At 40.3% G+C, this 19323-nt stretch carries 15 protein-coding genes and 1 tRNA gene; 5 read left to right on the forward strand and 11 right to left on the reverse strand.

Going from position 1 to position 19323, the window contains the following annotated elements; all coding sequences use genetic code 11:
• Positions 1-217 precede the first annotated feature (217 nt).
• On the forward strand, positions 218-1393 hold the full coding sequence (locus ACM0OX_RS00295; RefSeq protein WP_414512106.1) for a sulfate ABC transporter substrate-binding protein: 1176 nt from the start codon (positions 218-220) through the stop codon (positions 1391-1393).
• A gap of 8 nt (positions 1394-1401) precedes the next feature.
• Here the strand turns inward: ACM0OX_RS00295 and ACM0OX_RS00300 are convergent, their stop codons facing one another.
• The 3 genes from ACM0OX_RS00300 to ACM0OX_RS00310 all read right to left on the reverse strand — a co-directional run bounded on the left by ACM0OX_RS00300 (position 1402) and on the right by ACM0OX_RS00310 (position 3720).
• Entirely contained in the window at positions 1402-2808 is a 1407-nt protein-coding gene (locus ACM0OX_RS00300; protein WP_414512108.1) for a lysophospholipid acyltransferase family protein, read from the reverse strand.
• A 112-nt stretch (positions 2809-2920) separates the two neighbouring features.
• Positions 2921-3367 carry a DUF2127 domain-containing protein gene (locus ACM0OX_RS00305; protein ID WP_414512110.1) on the reverse strand — a complete coding sequence of 149 codons (447 nt, stop codon included), beginning with the start codon at positions 3365-3367 and terminating at the stop codon, positions 2921-2923.
• A 280-nt stretch (positions 3368-3647) separates the two neighbouring features.
• Positions 3648-3720, reverse strand: a tRNA-Ala gene (locus ACM0OX_RS00310).
• Positions 3721-3791: 71 nt separating this feature from the next.
• Here ACM0OX_RS00310 and ACM0OX_RS00315 point away from each other — a divergent pair.
• Complete coding sequence (locus ACM0OX_RS00315) at positions 3792-4706, forward strand: rhodanese-related sulfurtransferase (protein WP_414512111.1); 915 nt, start codon at positions 3792-3794, stop codon at positions 4704-4706.
• Positions 4707-4721: 15 nt separating this feature from the next.
• Here the strand turns inward: ACM0OX_RS00315 and ACM0OX_RS00320 are convergent, their stop codons facing one another.
• The 3 genes from ACM0OX_RS00320 to psbA all read right to left on the reverse strand — a co-directional run bounded on the left by ACM0OX_RS00320 (position 4722) and on the right by psbA (position 10495).
• The gene (locus ACM0OX_RS00320; RefSeq protein WP_414512113.1) at positions 4722-6221 is read right to left on the reverse strand and encodes an ATP-binding protein; all 1500 of its coding nucleotides are present in this window, start codon (positions 6219-6221) and stop codon (positions 4722-4724) included.
• 10 nt (positions 6222-6231) lie between these two features.
• Complete coding sequence (locus ACM0OX_RS00325; RefSeq protein ID WP_414512115.1) at positions 6232-8556, reverse strand: PAS domain S-box protein; 2325 nt, start codon at positions 8554-8556, stop codon at positions 6232-6234.
• 856 nt (positions 8557-9412) lie between these two features.
• The gene (gene psbA / locus ACM0OX_RS00330; RefSeq protein WP_414512117.1) at positions 9413-10495 is read right to left on the reverse strand and encodes a photosystem II q(b) protein; all 1083 of its coding nucleotides are present in this window, start codon (positions 10493-10495) and stop codon (positions 9413-9415) included.
• A 726-nt stretch (positions 10496-11221) separates the two neighbouring features.
• On the opposite strand from psbA, the gene ACM0OX_RS00335 reads away from it, so the two are divergent.
• Positions 11222-11593: a DUF2237 domain-containing protein gene (locus ACM0OX_RS00335; RefSeq protein WP_335181780.1), complete on the forward strand. Its 372-nt coding sequence runs from the start codon at positions 11222-11224 to the stop codon at positions 11591-11593.
• 104 nt (positions 11594-11697) lie between these two features.
• On the opposite strand, the gene ACM0OX_RS00340 is transcribed toward ACM0OX_RS00335, so the two are convergent.
• The 5 genes from ACM0OX_RS00340 to ACM0OX_RS00360 form a co-directional block, all read right to left on the reverse strand.
• On the reverse strand, positions 11698-13941 hold the full coding sequence (locus ACM0OX_RS00340) for a response regulator (RefSeq protein WP_414512118.1): 2244 nt from the start codon (positions 13939-13941) through the stop codon (positions 11698-11700).
• A 4-nt stretch (positions 13942-13945) separates the two neighbouring features.
• Positions 13946-14518, reverse strand: a complete 573-nt coding sequence (locus tag ACM0OX_RS00345) for a chemotaxis protein CheB (protein WP_414512120.1) — start codon at positions 14516-14518, stop codon at positions 13946-13948.
• Between the two features lie 64 nt (positions 14519-14582).
• Positions 14583-15446: a metal ABC transporter permease gene (locus ACM0OX_RS00350; protein ID WP_334728224.1), complete on the reverse strand. Its 864-nt coding sequence runs from the start codon at positions 15444-15446 to the stop codon at positions 14583-14585.
• A 24-nt stretch (positions 15447-15470) separates the two neighbouring features.
• A complete protein-coding gene (locus tag ACM0OX_RS00355) occupies positions 15471-16250 on the reverse strand; it encodes a metal ABC transporter ATP-binding protein (protein WP_094351264.1) in 780 nt (259 codons plus the stop codon).
• Between the two features lie 150 nt (positions 16251-16400).
• Positions 16401-17372 (reverse strand): metal ABC transporter substrate-binding protein, encoded by a 972-nt coding sequence (locus ACM0OX_RS00360; RefSeq protein ID WP_414512123.1) that lies wholly within the window; start codon positions 17370-17372, stop codon positions 16401-16403.
• Between the two features lie 820 nt (positions 17373-18192).
• On the opposite strand from ACM0OX_RS00360, the gene ACM0OX_RS00365 reads away from it, so the two are divergent.
• Both ACM0OX_RS00365 and ACM0OX_RS00370 read left to right on the forward strand, forming a co-directional pair.
• Positions 18193-18693 carry a DUF2231 domain-containing protein gene (locus ACM0OX_RS00365; protein WP_414512124.1) on the forward strand — a complete coding sequence of 167 codons (501 nt, stop codon included), beginning with the start codon at positions 18193-18195 and terminating at the stop codon, positions 18691-18693.
• Positions 18690-19307: a DUF2231 domain-containing protein gene (locus tag ACM0OX_RS00370; protein ID WP_414512125.1), complete on the forward strand. Its 618-nt coding sequence runs from the start codon at positions 18690-18692 to the stop codon at positions 19305-19307. The genes ACM0OX_RS00365 and ACM0OX_RS00370 overlap by 4 nt, the downstream gene beginning before the upstream one ends.
• Positions 19308-19323 lie beyond the last annotated feature (16 nt).

A 19323-nucleotide genomic window follows, 5' to 3' on the forward strand; every position in this document is an offset into this window, starting at 1 on the left:
AATCTAGCTTTCACACAAAAACTGTTCAGGTTATTTTTACACAAATCCTTGGTTGAACAGCGATCGCTTTTGACTGTCTGACTGGTTGATTTCGGTACGGAGATAATTTCTTTAAATTTAGGTTAATAAAAAGTTATTTATCCTTAACCACTGTTTTATAATGCCCCTTAACAACAGTATCTAGATCAAGTTACCGCAGATTTAAGGGAAAAATTTGATGAACCAGAGGCAACGTACTTTTAAATCAAAGAGATATTTGACTGAATTAGTTCAGACTTATATTGTTAAAGCTTTACACGCTGCAAGACAGTGGCGCATACAACTAATACGAAATTGGTTGTATAAGTATTCTTCGTTGGGTGTTACGTCCCTATTCTTTGTCGGAGTTAGCTTGAGTGTCGTGATGGCTGCCTGCTCTCCACGTGATATCAATAATACTGGTAATACTGGCACGATTTCCCAGAATGATGTAACACTAACGTTTGTTTCTTACTCAGTTACTAGCGCAGCATACCAGCAGATCATTCCCAAATTTATTGAACAGTGGAAGAAAGAACATAACCAAAACGTCACTTTCAATCAAAGTTATGATGGATCGGGTTCCCAGACTCTTGCTGTGATTGACGGTAAAGAAGCTGATGTGGTACACCTCTCACTTGCCCTTGATATTAATAAACTTGTTCAGGCAGGGTTTATTCAACCTGGGTGGGAAAAAGAAGCACCTAATGATGCAATTGTTACTAAATCTCTAGATGCGATAGCTATTCGTGAGGGTAATCCCAAAAACATCAAAACTTGGGCAGATTTGGCACGAGATGGCGTAAATGTGGTTACACCTGACCCTAGAACCTCTGGCGGTGCTCGCTGGAATTTCCTTAGTCTTTGGGGTTCTGTAACAAAAACTGGCAAAAATGAAAATCAAGCAATGGACTTTACCTCTAAAGTCTATAACAATGCACCTTTGTTACCTAAAACGGCTCGCAATGCCAGTGAACTATTCTTCAACGATAATCAAGGTGATGTTCTGCTCAACTACGAAAACGAGATGATTTTACTAGCAAAAAATGGTAAAAAAATCTCATATATTGTGCCTGATATTAATATCTCCATCGACAATCCTGTTGCTGTTGTAGACAAAAATGTTGATAAACATGGTACTCGCCCGATTGCCGAAGCATTTATCAAATTTCTTTACACCCCAGAGTCGCAACGAGAGTTTACCAAATTAGGATTTCGTCCCGTTAACCTGACTGTTACAAAAGAAACGGAAGGCAAATTTCCTAAAATTAAAACGATCTTCAAAGCTCAAGATTTAGGAGGATGGGACGAAATTCAAAAGAAATTTTTTGATGAAGGTGCAATATTTGACAAAATTCGAGCGAAAAAGTCTTAGAATTTCTGTTATCTAATCATTTTCTCTAAAGCGATTTGCAAATCTTTTGTCAAATCGCTCACAGCTTGTTTAGACGCTTGGCGATCGCCCTGACAATTTGTGAAGCGTTCTGTAACTGAAATTGGCTCCCCCACAGTGATTTGTGCCTGTCGCAAACCTAACCTCGGTCGTCCCGGAAGCGTTGTATCCTGAATTCTAGAAAGCATATCGAATACAAGCAAAGCTGTTTCCGCAAACCGTTCCGCCGTTGGTTGTTCTTGAATATAAGTAGCTGTGACTGCAACAAAACTTTCCACTATCCGCATATGCCGCATTCGCAAGTCGGCTTCTTCAGCAATCCAGTCTGCTAAACCGCGTTTGAAGGGTGCTAAAGCATTAATATCTGGCAAATCTTCTCGGTAAACGTAACTCCAGCCAGCCTCTTCTAAACGGCGACAGCGGTCAATAAAATTACCCTGCGCTTGAACTTCAAAATATTGCTCAGTAACTTGCAAAGCCTTATCTAGTAGGCGATGGAGTCGGGCAATTAATACCTGATTAGCACTAGCAGATTCATCAGTTGAGATGGTTTTTGGGATATCTTGATGATAGAAGCGACGATAAAATTCTTCCATCTCAGTAATCAGATATTCAGCCAACCTACAGAGGCGCTGATAATAAATCTCTTCGCGATTGCCCGAATCAGTTTCCAAAACTTTCAAGCCACTATCAGCTTCTAACTTACTCAACAGCCAATCCAGTTTAGACCAAGGTGGCTCAACGTAGCGATATTGGATAGCGATCGGTACAACGATTACAGTCTCAGAACGGTTAGCTTTTTCTAAGTCTTCTACACACCAGAAGGCCATTTGAGCAACACCAGGTTCTAAGGGGCTAACAATGCCACTATGACCATTAGTACCACCTTCCGGCGCCACTGCGATCGGTAGTTCGCCATTAGCAAACAACTCCCGTGCATTTTGGATCGCTTGCCGATCTAGTCGCCTACCACGACGAACCGGCACACCCCCCAGCAGAGAGAACAGCCAACCTAGCCACTTTCCAGCCCAAACTGTCATACCTCGGTCATAAAGAAAATAGCTGTGAACCAGGGATTTTAGTGTAATACCTTTTTGACGAGCAACTTGTGGCACAATTCGAGAAAGCAAATACAGCATACAGAGGGGATCTTCTACCTCTGGGTGGCGAAATGCTAACAAAAAGCGAATTTTTCCAGACTGGAATTGTTGATAGAGTTCAGCTAATACTTCAACATTCTTGGCTTCAATCTTGACAATCCCAGCCGGTAGCCAAGGGCGAGTACGAAACCGTAGTGCGATCGGCAGTAACCACCGAACAATCTGGATTACCAACAGATTCAACTGTTGGGGAATAAATTTTAGCGGTGGTTGAGTAGACTGAATCGATCTAGGCAAGTTGCTCTCCAGATTGTATTTCTAGCGATTGTACAACGTGGGGTCTTGGTTTTGCGGAAACCCGTAGGCTCTTATCGTCAAACATTTGAAGTACCTTTTTTCTTATCAAAAATTAGTTTGGATCTTTAGGAAAATTTCGGAATAGATAGCCAAATACTGCTAAGTTCAACAAAAAAACGAATATTTTTATCAGAGATATTCCCTGAATCAATTCATAAATCTCTGGTGGAATACTTATACCGACAAGTCCCAATACCAAGACATGTGCCCAACGCTTTTCGTACCATAAACCAACGGCTTCAATAGCAGTAACAATAGCATAGATGCCTGTCCCGATACCGCTAAATGCCAGAGTTCTAGGATTTAAGTTAACAACTTTTTTTAAAAGCCAATCAATAATTATCGATTTACCTTCTAAAACATAATTTTCTGAAAATGCCTCTAGAGTTTGATAATTTTTTAATGTCAATAATAAAGCGATCGAAGTAACCATAAGCAGCAAGGCGGCAAATGTTTTGTAGATAACAATTGCCACTAACCCCAATGGACGCTTTTTCAAATAACCCCCTAAGTATAAATAAGTCAAATTTTGAAGGTCAAAATTACCTGAGTGCTGTCAAGTCAGAGTTCACCTCCCGATCCAGAGATTCTTCTAACTAAGTACGGCTTTGAATCGGTGCCATGAATGCAATACTATAATAATTTCCTCTCCCCGACCCCCCTGCCTAACAAGGAAAAACAATCCCATTTTTTGATAATGAATGGGGTTTTAATTGATTTGAATATGTGTAGACTAGCAAAAATAGCAGGCATCACACATTTCAATCAAAAATTTCCAATGGAGGTTAGCGGACTCGAACCGCTGACATCCTGCTTGCAAAGCAGGCGCTCTACCAACTGAGCTAAACCCCCATAAAATTAAAATAGTAGATAACTTTGATTACCGTTGCTATTGTAACTTATATTGTTCTATTACCAAAGGGATGAAGCCAGAAAATATTCAAGTTGTTGCAGCACTGTATAAATTTGTTAAGCTGCCAGATTTTGCCGAGAAACGAGATCCTCTGCTGTCTTACTGCCAAGCGCAAGGTGTCAAGGGGACGATTTTGCTGGCACTTGAAGGGATTAATGGTACAATTGCCGGTTCGCGTCAGGCCATTGACTCAGTTCTCTGGTTTCTGCGTTCTGACCCCCGTCTAGCAGACTTAGAATCCAAAGAGTCCTATACCGAAACCCCACCTTTTGAACGGATGAAGGTGCGGTTAAAGCAAGAAATTGTCACTTTGGGGTTGCCAGAAATTGACCCAAACGAGCAAGTTGGTATCTATGTCAATCCCCAAGAATGGAATGATTTAATTTCCAATCCAGAAGTAACGGTAATTGACACCCGCAATGATTATGAGGTGAATATTGGTACTTTCCAAGGGGCAGAAAATCCCCAAACTGAATCATTCCGCGAATTTCCTGATTATGTGCGCCACCATCTCGACCCAACTAAACACAAAAAGGTTGCTCTGTTTTGTACAGGCGGCATTCGCTGTGAAAAAGCTTCATCCTTCATGCTTGCCCAAGGCTTTGGAGAAGTTTATCATCTCAAAGGCGGTATTCTTAAGTATTTGCAGGAAGTTCCAGCACAAGAAAGTTTATGGGAAGGAGAATGTTTTGTTTTTGATGAGCGGGTAACCGTTAGTCATGGATTGGAGAAAGGAAGTTATGAGTTGTGCCTCTGTTGTGGGCGTCCGATTTCTGAGGAAGATAAAGCGTCTCCCAAATATGAGCAAGGTATCTCCTGTCCCGATTGTTTTGATAGCCTCACCGAAGAGAAAAGAGCGCGTCAGCAAGAAAAATGGCGCCACTACCAAACCCAAGTTGGCAACAAAAATCAGGATGTGAGTTGAAGAAGAATTTATAACTTATGATTCAGAATTTAAGGGCAAAATTACTGTAAATTTAGTACCAACTCCAACTTCACTTGTGACACTGATTTGACCTTGATGAGCATCAACGCATCTTTTAACAATTACTAATCCCAATCCAGTACCCTGAATTGATTTGACATTTGAGGCTCGGTAGAATGATTCAAAAAGTCGAGCTTGGTCTGCTTCGGGAATACCCATACCTCGATCTTGAATATAAAAAGTTGCTACTTTCTCAATGGGGTCGCATATTAAATCAAATTGAATTTTGCCACCTTCGGGAGAATATTTAACCGCGTTTGAGAGCAGATTTCCAAATAGGTAATGTAAGAGTCCTTCATCCATCACAGCAGATGTATTCTCACTATGACAGGTAAAAATAATTTCACATACGCTGTTTTCAAGAATCGAAAAATCTTCGATTAACTCTCGACAAAATTGCTCTAAGTTAAGAGAAGCTGGGTTGTATATGAGTTTCTCTGCTTCCGCTCGACCCATAAATAGCACCTCCTCCATGAGCTTTTCCATAGATTGCACAGCTCCTTGAATTCGCTTTAAATAGATACCTCTTTTTGTATCTGTCAAATTTGCTCCTTGCATTTCTATGAGTTCTACTGCCGTTTGAACAACAGTCAGGGGATTACGGAATTCATGAGATACAGTAGAGATAAATAGGGACTTGAGACGGTTAAGTTCTTGCTCCTTTTCCAATGCTTGCTCTAGCAATTTTGTTTGCCGTCGTTCGCTAAGATCCCAAAAAACAACTACTACACCATTTATCTGGTCAGTTCCTCGCTTCAGTGGTGAAGCACTATCGCCAATGGGAACTCTTTTGCCATTTTTTGTAATCAGAGATGTGAATTCCCCTAAATAAACAACCTGTTGCTCACGCAGTACTTTTGTCACAGGATTTTCTAATGTAACCTCTGTAACTTCATTGACAATATGAAAAATCCTCGCAGCCTCATTTCCTAAAGCATCTTTTTGCTGCCAGCCAGTCAGCGCCTCAGCCGCAGGATTCATAAATGTTATTTTTCCCTGCTCATTAGTAGCGATTACAGCATCACTCATTGAGTTTAAAAGGGTTGCTAACTGATCTCGATTCTCCCGCAGTTCGCGTTCTAACTGGTGTTTCAAGAGACCGATTTCGATCGCAATTTTTAAATCTTTTGTAGTAAATGGTTTAACTATGTATCCAAAAGGCTGGGTAATTTTGGCTCTTTCTAAAGTATGATCGTCGCCATAAGCGGTTAAATAAATTACAGGTACATCTAACTGTTCGCGAATCTGACTGGCGGTAGTAATACCGTCCATATCACCTTTAAGAATAATATCCATTAATACTAGTTCTGGTTGAGTTTCCGATGCCTTGGCAATGGCAACTTTTCCAGATGAAGCTGTACCCGTAACAATGTATCCTAATTGACTGAGTTGACTAGCAATAGTCCTAGCCACAATCACTTCATCTTCAACAACTAAAATCCTAGCTTGACCCATTTGATATTTATTAATGCAAAGTTAACTGCGTAAATTTTATTTTGAATACTGTTCCACGATCGCGTTCTAGAGTAATATCGCCTTCTAGTTGTTCTGTAACCAAGTCATGTACTAACGATAGACCCAAAGAATCAGTATTTCTCCAATCTAAATTATCTGGCAAACCAATCCCATTATCTCGGATAGTCATCTCGATACTATTGCCAATATTGTGTAAAGTAATACTGATTGTGCCTACTTGTTGATTGGGAAAAGCGTGTTTGAGAGCATTGGAGATTAATTCGTTAATCACCAATCCACAGGCAATAGCTTGATCGACATTCAAGCTTACTGAATCTATATGAGTTTCTAAAGAAATTTTACCAGGACATATTTGATAGGAAATTAGCAAGCTGGCTGCTAAATTACTGATATAGTCAGCGACATCAATTTGTCCAATATTTGCGGAAGTATATAAATTTTTGTGAATTAGAGATATTGACTCAATTCGATTTTGACTTTCTCGAAGAACTTTGATTATTTCTGGATCTTTGAGTGTTTGAGACTGAAGTTGTAATAAACTGGAGACAATTTGCAAATTATTTTTAACGCGATGATGAACTTCTTTTAAAAGAACTTCTTTTTCAGCCAAGGCTGTTTTTAACTTTATTTGAGCTTTTTGTCTTTGAACAAGTTCAGTTTGAGCTTGCGCTAAGATGCTGGATTGTTGAATTGCGATCGCTAATTGGACTGTCACTTGATCGAGCAAATCTAATTGATTTTCTTCCCACTCACGAAAACTAGAGCATTGGTGAGCAATCAGTAAACCCCAAATGTGAGAGCCAGGGTTTTGAGAGCTTACTTCTAGTAAAATTGGCACAACTAAATTTGCTTTCACCTCAAATTGTTCTAACAGGCGAATATGGCAATCAGTTAGTCCAGCTTCATAAATATTAGCGATCGCTCGTTTGTGTCCCTGATAATATTCCAATCCTGCACCTGTTTGAAAACACGTATCAGGAATCTCCACACCTAAAGAAACTGTCCATCCAGGTTCCACTGATTCTGCCATAATTGTGCCGATCATCTCTGAGTCAAACTGATAAACTACTACTCGATCAACCCCAAGTAAATCTCGCACTTCCTGAACTGTTGCATTCAGAATATTTTGAAGATTCAAAGATTGACGAATCCGTTGAGCGACAGTTCGCATCAATTGCTCCCGCTCGGCTTGGGCTTTGAGAGCTAGTTCAGTTTGCTTACGTTCTGTGATGTCTTGTCCAATACCGATAATTTGACCATTTGAAAGGTAAACATTAGTCCAAGACGTATCCAATAAACGACCATCGCGCACCTGAGTTTTAAAGTCACCCCAATTGCGTTGTGCAGACTGCATATAACTAATTACATACTGTCGATATTCAGGATTAGGGTATAGTGCTTCCAAAACATCACGAGTTTGGAAATCTTGAAATTTCCAACCGAGAATATTTTCCCATTCTTGGTTCACCCACTGGAGTTTACCATTGGCATTGACCAGGGCAATCATCAATGGTATATTCTCAAAAATTATCCGCAAAAAATCATTTTGTTCTTGAAGTTTTGTTTCGGCATTTTTGCGGTCATTAATATCATTAAATACTGTTAAAATGGCTGACTCATTGTTAAAAACTAAATATTGTAAGGAAGCGATCGCCCAAAAACGAGTTCCATCTACTTTTTTTAATTGCAGTTCATAATTATGAATAAAACCTTGCTGATTAAGAACTTTTAACAGGGCTTCTAAATCTGTCACATTATGATATAAATCTACAATTTTCTTACGATTAACTAAATACTCTGGAGAAAACTGAAATGTTTGAAGCAACTCTGTATTAGCGTATAAAATTAACCCATCAGACACACGCGAAATAATGAATGGAACAGGGATAGCTTCAGAAATAACTCGAAATCTAGCTTCACTTTGTTGAAGAGTTCTTTCTATTTGTTTGTGTTCTGTGATATCTCGTATATGAACTAAGCGAGCCTTATAACTTCCATAGTCTATTGTCTGTGTGAAAATTTCAACATCAATAATCTGTCCGTCTTTTCGCTGATGTCGCCATCGTCCAGTAAAGTCCAAGCTAGAATGCTTTTGTCGTAAATATTCAAGCAAGAGAGGCACATCTTCTGAAGGGCGAATGTCAGTTATTCGCATTTGCAAGAACTCTTCTCGTGAGTAGCCGTAGTGAAAAACAGCAGCTTCATTTACATCTAAGAATTGCAGATTATTCTGGTTATAGACCCACATCGGATTGGGATTTTTAGAGAAAAGGAAATTAAAACTCCTTTGGCTTTCATTTTCAGGAAATAGCATTAGTGGTTGCGTGATAAAAGTTTTTATTATGTACTAAAATTTAATAACTTTAAATCTAAAATAATTATTAATTTTTTTGCAAAATTTGTTTTTTATGATCAAATCTTCTAATAATTTAGAATTTCGTGTATAAGCTCTTTGATATTTAGGGATAAAAAAATAGTCTGTATTCAAAGAGACTTCCTACAGAGGTATATGTAGGTTCAATGTTTATGCAAATCTCGCAGTGTAAAATATGTCTGATAGTTTACACTAAGAAAATATCACTTGCACAGCTTGAGGTAAGATAAAATAGCCTGAAATGCCTACATACTAAAGAATTTGGCAATTTATGATAAAACAATAAAGAGCCTTCATTCGCAATAAGCATTATTTAATGATAAAATTGTCTGAATTTTAGGAAAAACACCTGAAACAGGAACTTGGACTTGCCGAATATTTAATACTAAAAATCCTGATTAATTTATTACAATCTATAAAAACTGTCAGCATAGAAGCATTGGCTACAGCTTTACCACAGCAATACTATTTGAAAGTAGAAGAAAGAAAATTCAACGGTTTTGATCTTTAAATTATATAAATGTTGAAGAGATATGGTTCCCTATAGTGAAAAATTGGCTAGAAATATATTTTTCCTTAACTCAAGTCGTTTACGTAGTAATTGACAGAACTAATTAAGGATGCGTCAACTTATTATTGATAAGTGTAGTTTGGGATAAGATGTCTATTCCTATATATTGTCCTATAGGAAATTTTTAGAAAAAGTACGTTAAAGCAACTTGTAATTCCTATACATTAAAACAAAAAGCGCTCTCCTTTTAAGGAGAGCGCTTTTTGATTAAGCTAAACTTCAGAATTAACCGGTGATGGCAGGAGCGGAAAGAGCTACAGGAGCAGAATCACCAGCAGCCAAATCAAGAGGGAAGTTGTGAGCGTTACGCTCGTGCATTACTTCCATACCCAGGTTAGCGCGGTTGATTACATCCGCCCAAGTTGCAATCACACGACCTTCAGAGTCAATGATTGATTGGTTGAAGTTGAAACCGTTCAAGTTGAACGCCATTGTGCTGACACCCAAGGCGGTGAACCAGATGCCGATTACAGGCCATGCTGCGAGGAAGAAGTGCAGTGAACGGCTGTTGTTGAAAGAAGCGTATTGGAAGATTAGACGACCGAAGTAGCCGTGGGCTGCAACGATGTTGTAGGTTTCTTCTTCTTGACCGAATTTGTAACCGTAGTTAAGGGACTCGGTTTCGGTTGTTTCACGAACCAAGGAAGATGTAACCAAAGAACCGTGCATTGCAGAGAACAAACTTCCGCCGAATACACCAGCTACACCGAGTTGGTGGAAGGGGTGCATTAAGATGTTGTGTTCTGCTTGGAACACGATCATGAAGTTGAAGGTTCCAGAAATACCCAAGGGCATACCATCAGAGAAAGAACCTTGTCCGATGGGGTATACCAAGAATACTGCACTTGCTGCTGCAACAGGTGCTGAATATGCGATCGCAATCCAAGGACGCATACCTAAGCGGTAGGATAATTCCCATTCACGACCCATGTAGCAGAATATGCCAATCAGGAAGTGGAAAATTACCAATTGGTAAGGGCCGCCGTTGTATAACCACTCATCTAAGGAAGCTGCTTCCCAAATTGGGTAGAAGTGCAAGCCGATAGCGTTGGAGGAAGGAACAACTGCACCAGAGATGATGTTGTTTCCGTAAATCAAAGAACCTGCTACTGGTTCGCGGATACCATCAATGTCTACTGGAGGAGCAGCGATGAAAGCGATTACGAAGCAAGCGGTAGCCGCTAGCAAGGTTGGAATCATTACTACGCCGAACCAACCGATGTAGATCCGGTTGTTGGTGCTGGTGATCCATTCGCAGAATCGATCCCATACGTTAGCGCTTGAGCGCTGTTGTAAGGTTGTTGTCATGGTTTTATGATTGCGGTTATTTATGAATCAGGCGGTTTCGTCTTTGCCTGTGAAACTACTTTACACTGCTTTACAATTTTTAATCAACTTTTATTGCTACAGTAAACCTGATACCAGTTATCAGGTTTGCTTATTTAAAAGCAAACTATAAGGCAGGAATACGCCGAAGTTATTTTTGATATATGACATCATGTATCTGGTTATATGCCTCTTTAGTATCGGTGTCTGATTTTATGTCTACGATTGCTGAATGGGAGCAACTCTCTATTCGCGCAGCCTTTCGTAGAAAAAGGAACAAGAAATTCTGATGTTGGAGGCTATAAGTATTATTTGCTTACTTATTTGGGAATAATAGCTTTGTATATTACCGCTATTCTAAAAAATTAACCCTCAGCTTACCACTGAGGGCTTTTTTGTTTGGCAAAATGGCATATCTCTAAATTAGGAGGTTGCTATGGTATTTGAGTAGGATACATTCCATGCGAAAAGTACTGACTTGCATTACCCCTGGTAGTTAGCCAGGGGTTTTATTTTTGATTTAAACTGAGAGCGATCGCTCTTAAATATTCTGCTGAGAAATTTATTTTTAACGATTTTGAGATAAGTAATTTTAGAATTCCCTGTTTTTGGGATATTAATTAGCGATCGCGATTTTAATTCAACCAGGGAATTGACAATAAATATAAGCTTATATCAAGTGGAAAAATCAAGTACAACGAATTAACGATGACAGACGCTAAAAATGTAATCGATGGAAACCTAGAGGTTTGCTGTACTTCTCCCATGACTGGGTTTCACCGCGACGGTTTTTGTCGTACAGGTGGTCAAGATTTCGGGTCGCATGTCGTATGTGCCCAAGTGACATCAGAATTCCTGGAGTTCACCAAATCGCAGGGGAACGACCTCAGCACACCTGTTCCTGATTTTAATTTTCCTGGATTGAAGCCTGGCGATCGCTGGTGTTTGTGTGCTTCTCGCTGGCAAGAAGCTCTAGAAGCTGGCGTTGCTCCACCCGTCATACTTTCAGCAACCCATGCTAGAGCTTTGGAAGTGGTTTCTCTAGACGAACTCAAAAAACATGCCTTAACTTCGTCTTGATTAGGCATTGGGGTTATGGGAGAGGTTACAGGTGAGAGGTTATAGGGAATAATCTGTCACCTGTACCCTGTACCCTATTCCATTCCCCAATCCCCACTTCCAAATCAACTCACTGGAACTTCTAGAGGTAGTTCTAAAACATTGGCAACGGCAGCAATCAATTTATTGGGGTCAATTGGCTTAGATAAATGCTGCTGGAACCCTGCTGAAAGTGCTTCTAAACGGTCTTCTTCTCGCGTGTACGCTGTTAAAGCGATCGCAGGGATGCGTCCGCCTTTTTCTGGTTCTAAAGAGCGCAGTTTCCTAATCAGCGTATAACCATCTTGCTCTGACATACCGATGTCGCTAATCAGGATATCTGGTTTTGCTTGTTCAAGTACTGCTAGTGCTTCATCAACTGATCCTACCGCAGTGGCAAAAGCCCCATGCTCCTCAAACATAAAACTGAGAAAGTTACGGGTATCTGCTTCATCATCTACAACTAGAACTCTTAATCCAGCAAGGGGCGTCGATGCCACAGAGGAAGAAGTTTCTCCTGTCGCTTCTCTACTCGTCCTGCCACCCCTATTGTCTTGTAGCAGTGGTAGTCTCACAGTAAAGGTTGCTCCTTGTCCACTACCTAAACTTTGAGCAAAGATTTTACCCTTGTGCAGTTCCACTAGATGACGGACGATCGCTAGTCCTAGCCCTAATCCATTGTGCGATCGCGTTGTGGTACTGTCTGCTTGCCGAAAACGTTCAAATACTTTGGGTAAAAACTCGGAACTGATGCCAATGCCCGTATCAATAACTTGAATTTGGGCGTACTGAGATTGTGGATTTTGAATTTTGGATTTTAGATTACTGCTTTCATCAGTGTTTGAAGAGTCTAAATTTTCACTATTAGATCCTAATCCAAAATCGTTTGACTGACTTGTACTGAGCCTTGTCGTTGGCGTAGCCTCTGTCTGCGACACGCTGTGCGAACGTAGAGAAGTAGCGCTCACGCCGTTCGCGTAGTATTCCGCAGGAAAGTCTGAAATCGAAAATCCAAGATACTTTGATAGCCTGACTTCAACCCTACCACCTTTAGGGGTAAACTTAATGGCATTAGTTAGTAGGTTCCAGACAATTTGCTGTAAACGGGCTGGATCGCCATATACTGACCCTATCGAAGTATCCAGCACAGTATTTAATTGAATATCTTTTGGCTCTGCGAGGGGACGAACTGCCTCTAAAGCTGCCTCCATCACCGAGAGCAAATTTACCGCAGATACATTTAACCGCAACTGACCACGGATAATCCGAGATACATCCAAGATATCCTCAATTAGTTGCATCTGAGATATGGCGTTGCGTTCGATCGCCTCCAAGGCACGGGAAGTAGCTTTTTCGTCAAGTTTTTTGGCGCGGAGGATTTTCGACCAGCCGAGCATCGAGGTTAGAGGCGTGCGAAGTTCGTGGGAGAGAACAGCTAGAAACTCATCTTTCATGCGATTCGCGGCTTCTGCTTCTTGTCTTGCCGTCTGTTCGCGAATCACTTGAGCGCGGACTTCTTCTGCTTGCTTGCGTTCAGTAATATCTTCAAGAGTGCCTACATAACCCAACAAGTCTCCTTGACTGGAAAGCATCGGTGATGAGCGGACTTGAACCCAACGAATGTTACCATGAACAGCTTGAAAGCGAAATTCTTCTGAGTATTCCCGACCTTCACAGATGTAAGCAGACCAACTAGCGATCGCTCGTTCTTTATCTTCTGGATGAACCGATTCTAGCCATTTTTTTTCTAAACTCTCTGCCGCTTTCAAGCCACAAATTGCCTGATAGCGGGGATTAGTATATTTACAGTTACCTTCAGTATCAGTTTCAAAAATGCCAACGGGTGAGCAGGTACTTAGCGATCGAAATCGTTCTTCACTTTGCCTGAGTTCGGTATTCACAGCTACTAGCTGCGCTGTTTGTTGCTTGACGGCTTCTGTTTTCTTAAATAGTTCTACGAATACTGTGACTTTAGAAGTCAAAATATTGGGGTCTAGTGGTTTAAGCAGATAATCAACAGCACCCAAAGCATAACCTTTAAACAGCATTTGGTCGCTGGTGCTAAAGGCGGTAAGAAAGATAATTGGAGTGTGACGCGATCGCCCCCGATTGCGAATTAAGGTAGCAGTTTCAAAGCCATCCATCCCTGGCATTTGCACATCCAGCAAAATCACTGCAAAGTCTTGATGCAGCAGACACCTCAAAGCTTCTTCCCCAGAAGTAGCTCTCACAAGATTTTCCCCTAGTTTTTCTAGGATTGCCTCTAGTGCCAGCAAATTTTCTAGTTTATCATCCACTAGGAGGATGTTGACTTTGGGTTCCATCTGCATCGGTTTATTTCTGTGATGATTGACAAAGCTTGACCATCTGGGAAGCAATGTTTGAGAGTGTCAAAATCCAGTCTACTGCAACACCAGAAATTGCTGCCTCTGGCATAATGTCGCTCTCCGCTGTGGCAGGTTCTTGTACAATGGTAATTCCTCCCCGCGCCTTTATTTTCTTAAGACCTTGCATACCATCTTGGTTTGCTCCTGTCAATATTACACCAATAACTTCCTCTGTGTAGACATCAGCTGCCGACTCAAACAGCACATCAATAGATGGTCTAGCATAAGAAACAGGCTCATCAGTCGAAAGGGCAAAGTGACCTGGCTCAACCAGTAAATGATAATCTGCTGGTGCTATGTAGATATATCCCGGTAGTATTTCGTCCTTGTCTTCCACTTCGCGAATTTTCAACAAAGTAGACTCTTGTAATAAATCCTGGAGTGTATTGCTAGACTCTTTGTGACGGTGTTGCACGATCGCGATCGGTACAGAGAAGTCTGCTGGTAAATTGCCCAGGATAATTTTCAATGCTGATAATCCGCCTAAAGAAGTACCAATTACCACAATTTTAAACGACACTTGTTTCGCCCTCACACCTGCGGAATGGGGATTACGTAAATAGCAAAGGCTATTTCATACTGAATCAGTCAGTGTTTTCTTGCTTCTTTGCTCTTACCAATAACCCATGTTTAGGTGCAAAAATCATTGCTATGACAAACAACAAGGTTTGCAACACAACTATGCAACCCCCTGTTGCACCATCGATATGATAGCTGATGTAAGTCCCCATAACACTAGAAAATACGCCCGATGCCATTGCAATTAGTATCATGTGGTCGAAACGGTCTGTTAATAAGTAAGCCGTTGCTCCCGGAGTAACCAACATAGCTACAACCAGAATAATTCCCACTGTCTGGAGTCCGGCGACAGCAGTTAACGAGAGTAATGATAGTAAAATATAGTGCAGTACCCCTGTATTCAAGCCAATGGAACGTGCATGAGTGGGGTCAAAACAAAATAATAGTAAGTCTTTGCGTAAAACAGCTATTGTTACTAAAGTAATTACGCTAATAATCACCGTTTGGATAATGTCTTCATTAGAAATACCCAAGACATTCCCAAACAAAATATGCGTCAAGTCAACGCTGCTTGGAGTTTTGGAAACTAATACCAAACCCAGAGCAAAAAATCCTGTAAATACAAGTCCGATGACAGTATCTTCCTTAATTCTCGTCTTCGCTTTGATATAACCGATCGCAATAACTGAACCCACTCCAAAGACAAAAGCGCCCACAGCAAAAGGGATATTTAAAACATAAGCAATTACAACCCCAGGCATTACCGCATGGGAAACAGCATCTCCCATTAATGCCCAACCTTTGAGGGTCATAAAACAAGATAAAACAGAACAGACCACCCCAACTAAGGCACTTACACAAATTGCCTTCACCATGAATTCATGCTGTAGGGGTGTGGTTAACCAGTCTAAGAATGCAAGAGTATTCATATTTTTAACAATATTAATTAGTGATTAATCAGATTCATTTTGATTTCTGCGGATTATCTGGCTTTTGCTGAGTGATAAATCTCCCAGAGAACCGCCAAAAGTCCGTGAGAGATTTTCTTCTGTGAAGACTTCGGATGTATCACCATAAGCTAAAATAGTCCGATTAATTAGTACTACTTGGTCACAGAAAGTAGTTATAGAAGCCAAATCATGAGTAGAAATCAAAATTGTATGACCTTCTTCTCGCAATTCCAGCAATAAGTCAATCATCGCTTTTTCTGTTTTGATATCTACCCCGGTGAAGGGTTCATCTAATAGTAAGACTGTTCCTTTTTGTGCTAAAGCACGGGCGAGAAAAGCACGTTTCTTCTGTCCCCCAGAGAGTTCTCCAATTTGGCGATCGCGCATCGACCACATTTGCACTCTTTCCAAACTCTCCCTCACCACTCTTTGATCGTTCGCCGACGGAATTCGCAGTATATTCATGTATCCGTAGCGTCCCATCATCACCACATCATGGACACTTACTGGAAAATTCCAGTCTACTTCTTCCGACTGTGGTACATAAGCAACCAAGCTTTTTTTCTGTACAGCTTTTATGGGTAAACCATTAATCAAAACCCGTCCTGTAACTGGCTTCAAAAAACCCATAATCGCCTTAAATAAGGTTGATTTACCACTACCATTCATCCCCACTAAACCACTAATTGAACCTGCTTGAATTCGCAAAGAAGCACCATGTAAAGCAACTTTGCCGTGGTAAGCAACTGTCAGATTTTCGACATCAATACTAATAGATTTCACTAAAAATCACCTCTAAGATTAATCATTAGTTTGTAATGAGTGGCTCCAGCCTTTTTTGCGAATACTTAACGTTTTCTAGAGAACAAAACAGGACTAAAGTCCTTACTACAAGCTAATTTTAAATAATTAAATTTATTCTTGCATACTTGCTCACTTTTCCTCTAATCCCTGAGTTAGAGTATTAATATTAAGTTCTAGCAACTTGAGATAAGTTGGTGCTGGCCCATTCGCTGGAGAGAGGGAATCAACATAAAACACTCCACCAAACCTTGCTCCCGATTCTCTAGCTACCTGACGTTGCGCTCCATCGTTCACTGTACTTTCACAGAAAACTACAGGTATTTTATTTTTTTTAACTATATCAATGACTTTTTCTAGCTGTTTGGGAGTAGCTTGTTGTTCAGAGTTGACTGCCCAGAGATAAGCTTCTTTCAAGCCATAATCGCGGGTGACGTATGAGAACGCGCCTTCACAGCTTACCATGTAGCGCTTGTCTGCTGGAACTACCGACACGGCTTTTCGCAGTTTCTCGTCAACTTCCTTAATCTTTTGGCTGTATGCTTTGGCATTGGTGTTATAAGTCTCTGCATTCGCTGAGTCTAAATTAACTAATGCCTTGCGAATATTATCTACGTAAATCAAGGCATTTTGTGGTGACATCCAAGCATGGGGATTAGGTTTCCCTTTGTAGGCATCCTCCGTAATTTCTACAGGCTTAATTCCTTCACTTAGGGTAATGTGAGGTACATTAGGGACGCTATTATACAATTTCTGCGCCCAACGCTCTAAATTAAGACCATTATTCAAAATTAGGTCTGCTTTTTGCGCCCTCACCAAATCGCTAGGAGTTGGTTCGTAACCATGAATTTCCGCCCCTGGTTTGGTGAGGGATTCAACAATCGCCTTGTCTCCTGCCACGTTTTGCGCCATATCTGCAATGACTGTAAAGGTGGTAAGAACTACTTTTTTACCTTTTTTATCTAGGTTGGTGTTAGTTGTGCCTGGGTTTGGACTTAACTGTGGTTGAGAATCGGAGATTGACGGGCTACACCCACTCAAACATAGCCACAATAGCAGCCCAGACGCTACAGCCAATTTTTGTCCGTGCTGCGGTAGTTGCATCTGAAAATTATTGATATTAAATCTCATTATACCAATTTCATAATCTTCTCACTTTTGTCTCACTTTAGCAGAAGTAAGATAAAAATGAAAGAATTATGAAAATAATATCATGACGAAAAAGCGAACCTGTTGTAATAAACTATATTTCTGAGTTCTGACTTAAGATTGATTCCTTACTTTTGTCTTTTTAAGGGGCTTTTTGAGTGATTCAAATATTTTTGTTATTTACATCACAAACAAATATTTTATTATTGTGAAATAACTTACAGACAAATATGATATTTCGACTTTTTTATATTTTAAAAACTGCAAAAATAAATACATTGTGAAAATATTTATTTGTTAAACACTTAACTTTTAAAAGTTTAATATTTATTGTTTTGACAATTCATAAAAATTTACTTAAGCTAAAGGATAGGTTAAGCAAATCAACAAACGACAGCGATTTGATTTAGCTACATCAAGAATTGCTGTTGCAGACTATTGGCATAAGGAAATGAATCAAAACAAAAATTATTCCATGTAGGCAATTTAACCAAATTTGGCTACAAAAAGCTAAGACATGATTAAGCGTATTGAACCGCGCAGATATTGAACAGAATTCGATCAATTATGGATGGATACTTGTGGTGATGTTAGTGAGTGTCCATCAATTATTGAAGCTTGACTAGCGATTTTAGATTTTTGATTAGGGTCTTTTAGTTTATATCTCGTCTGGGACGGAATAAATCTAAAAGACGCTCGCTAAGACTGCGCGATCGCTAATCCAAAATCCAAAATTTATTGACCAAAGTGCGGTAGATATGTCTAGGAGAAGACGATGATTGAGTATTTAACATCCTTGAACGACCACAATTTGCCCTATCCAGATACGATTCATCCCATCGTTGTCCACTTCGTAATTGCGATGGTGTTGTTTTCCTTCTTCTGCGATGTAATTGGCTATTTTACTGGTAAATCCGGTCTTTTTGAGGTGAGTTGGTGGAATATGTTAGTTGCCACGATCGCCATCTTCGTCGCAATTATTTTTGGTCAGTTTGAAGCGGGATTAGCACAGCCTTACAGTTTAGCGAAATCGGTGCTGAATTTGCATACGCTAATTGGTTGGTCGCTTTCGGGAATTATCACAGCAATTACAGCTTGGCGCTATGTAATTCGTGCCCGAAATCCGAAAAAAGTACCGATTTATTATTTGGGAGCCGGACTAATTTTAACCTTAATAGTTGGCTTACAAGTATATCTCGGCGATGAGCTTGTTTGGGTATATGGATTGCATACCGTGCCAGTTGTGGAAGCAGTAAAGGATGGTGTGTTGCGATGAACTCAGAATTAATTGATCAATTGAGCGGCTCTCTAGGTGCAAACGGACTGCCTTACACAATTCCCATTCATCCCAACTTAGTCCATCTGACAATAGGTTTGTTCATCATTGGGATGACCTTTGATATTGTTGGTGTTCTGTTCCCCTTTGAAAAATGGGTCTTCAAATTTTTGGCAATTACTGTGGAACGTGACAACTTATTTGCTGTTGGCTGGTACAACATGTTAGCTGCCAGCATCATCACATTTTTCACAGTAGGAGCAGGCTTTTACGAAATGCTATTGGCAGCACCACCAGCTGATATAAAGAGTGCCTGGGGATTGCAGGCAATGGAAACTATGCTTTGGCATGGTGTAGGTGGTGTGTTCTTATTAGCGCTGATTGTTGGTATGACCATCTGGAGAGCATGGCAGCGCTTCGTTTGGGGCAAACAAGAATATAAACAGACAGATAGAGAAGTGCAATGGATCTATTTGTTCGCAGGCATAGCAATCATGTTCATTCTGTATATCCACGGCACACTAGGAGCGCAATTAGCCGCCGAGTTTGGTGTACACAATACCGCAGATAATTTGCTGCGATCGCACCAAGACCTCAACACAACACTTAAGTAAGTCATTTGTCCTTTGA

The sequence above is a fragment of the Nostoc sp. PCC 9305 genome (genome assembly GCF_963920915.1).
Classification (GTDB): Bacteria; Cyanobacteriota; Cyanobacteriia; order Cyanobacteriales; family Nostocaceae; genus Nostoc.

Excerpts from the sequence above, each read along its gene's own strand:
- ACM0OX_RS00295 (WP_414512106.1), top strand. The coding sequence starts at position 218 with ATGAACCAGAGGCAACGTACTTTTAAATCAAAGAGATATTTGACTGAA.
- ACM0OX_RS00315 (WP_414512111.1), top strand. The coding sequence starts at position 3,792 with ATGAAGCCAGAAAATATTCAAGTTGTTGCAGCACTGTATAAATTTGTT.
- ACM0OX_RS00320 (WP_414512113.1), bottom strand. The coding sequence starts at position 6,221 with ATGGGTCAAGCTAGGATTTTAGTTGTTGAAGATGAAGTGATTGTGGCT.
- ACM0OX_RS00325 (WP_414512115.1), bottom strand. The coding sequence starts at position 8,556 with ATGCTATTTCCTGAAAATGAAAGCCAAAGGAGTTTTAATTTCCTTTTC.
- psbA (WP_414512117.1), bottom strand. The coding sequence starts at position 10,495 with ATGACAACAACCTTACAACAGCGCTCAAGCGCTAACGTATGGGATCGA.
- ACM0OX_RS00335 (WP_335181780.1), top strand. The coding sequence starts at position 11,222 with ATGACAGACGCTAAAAATGTAATCGATGGAAACCTAGAGGTTTGCTGT.
- ACM0OX_RS00340 (WP_414512118.1), bottom strand. The coding sequence starts at position 13,941 with ATGCAGATGGAACCCAAAGTCAACATCCTCCTAGTGGATGATAAACTA.
- ACM0OX_RS00350 (WP_334728224.1), bottom strand. The coding sequence starts at position 15,446 with ATGAATACTCTTGCATTCTTAGACTGGTTAACCACACCCCTACAGCAT.
- ACM0OX_RS00360 (WP_414512123.1), bottom strand. The coding sequence starts at position 17,372 with ATGCAACTACCGCAGCACGGACAAAAATTGGCTGTAGCGTCTGGGCTG.
- ACM0OX_RS00365 (WP_414512124.1), top strand. The coding sequence starts at position 18,193 with ATGATTGAGTATTTAACATCCTTGAACGACCACAATTTGCCCTATCCA.
- ACM0OX_RS00370 (WP_414512125.1), top strand. The coding sequence starts at position 18,690 with ATGAACTCAGAATTAATTGATCAATTGAGCGGCTCTCTAGGTGCAAAC.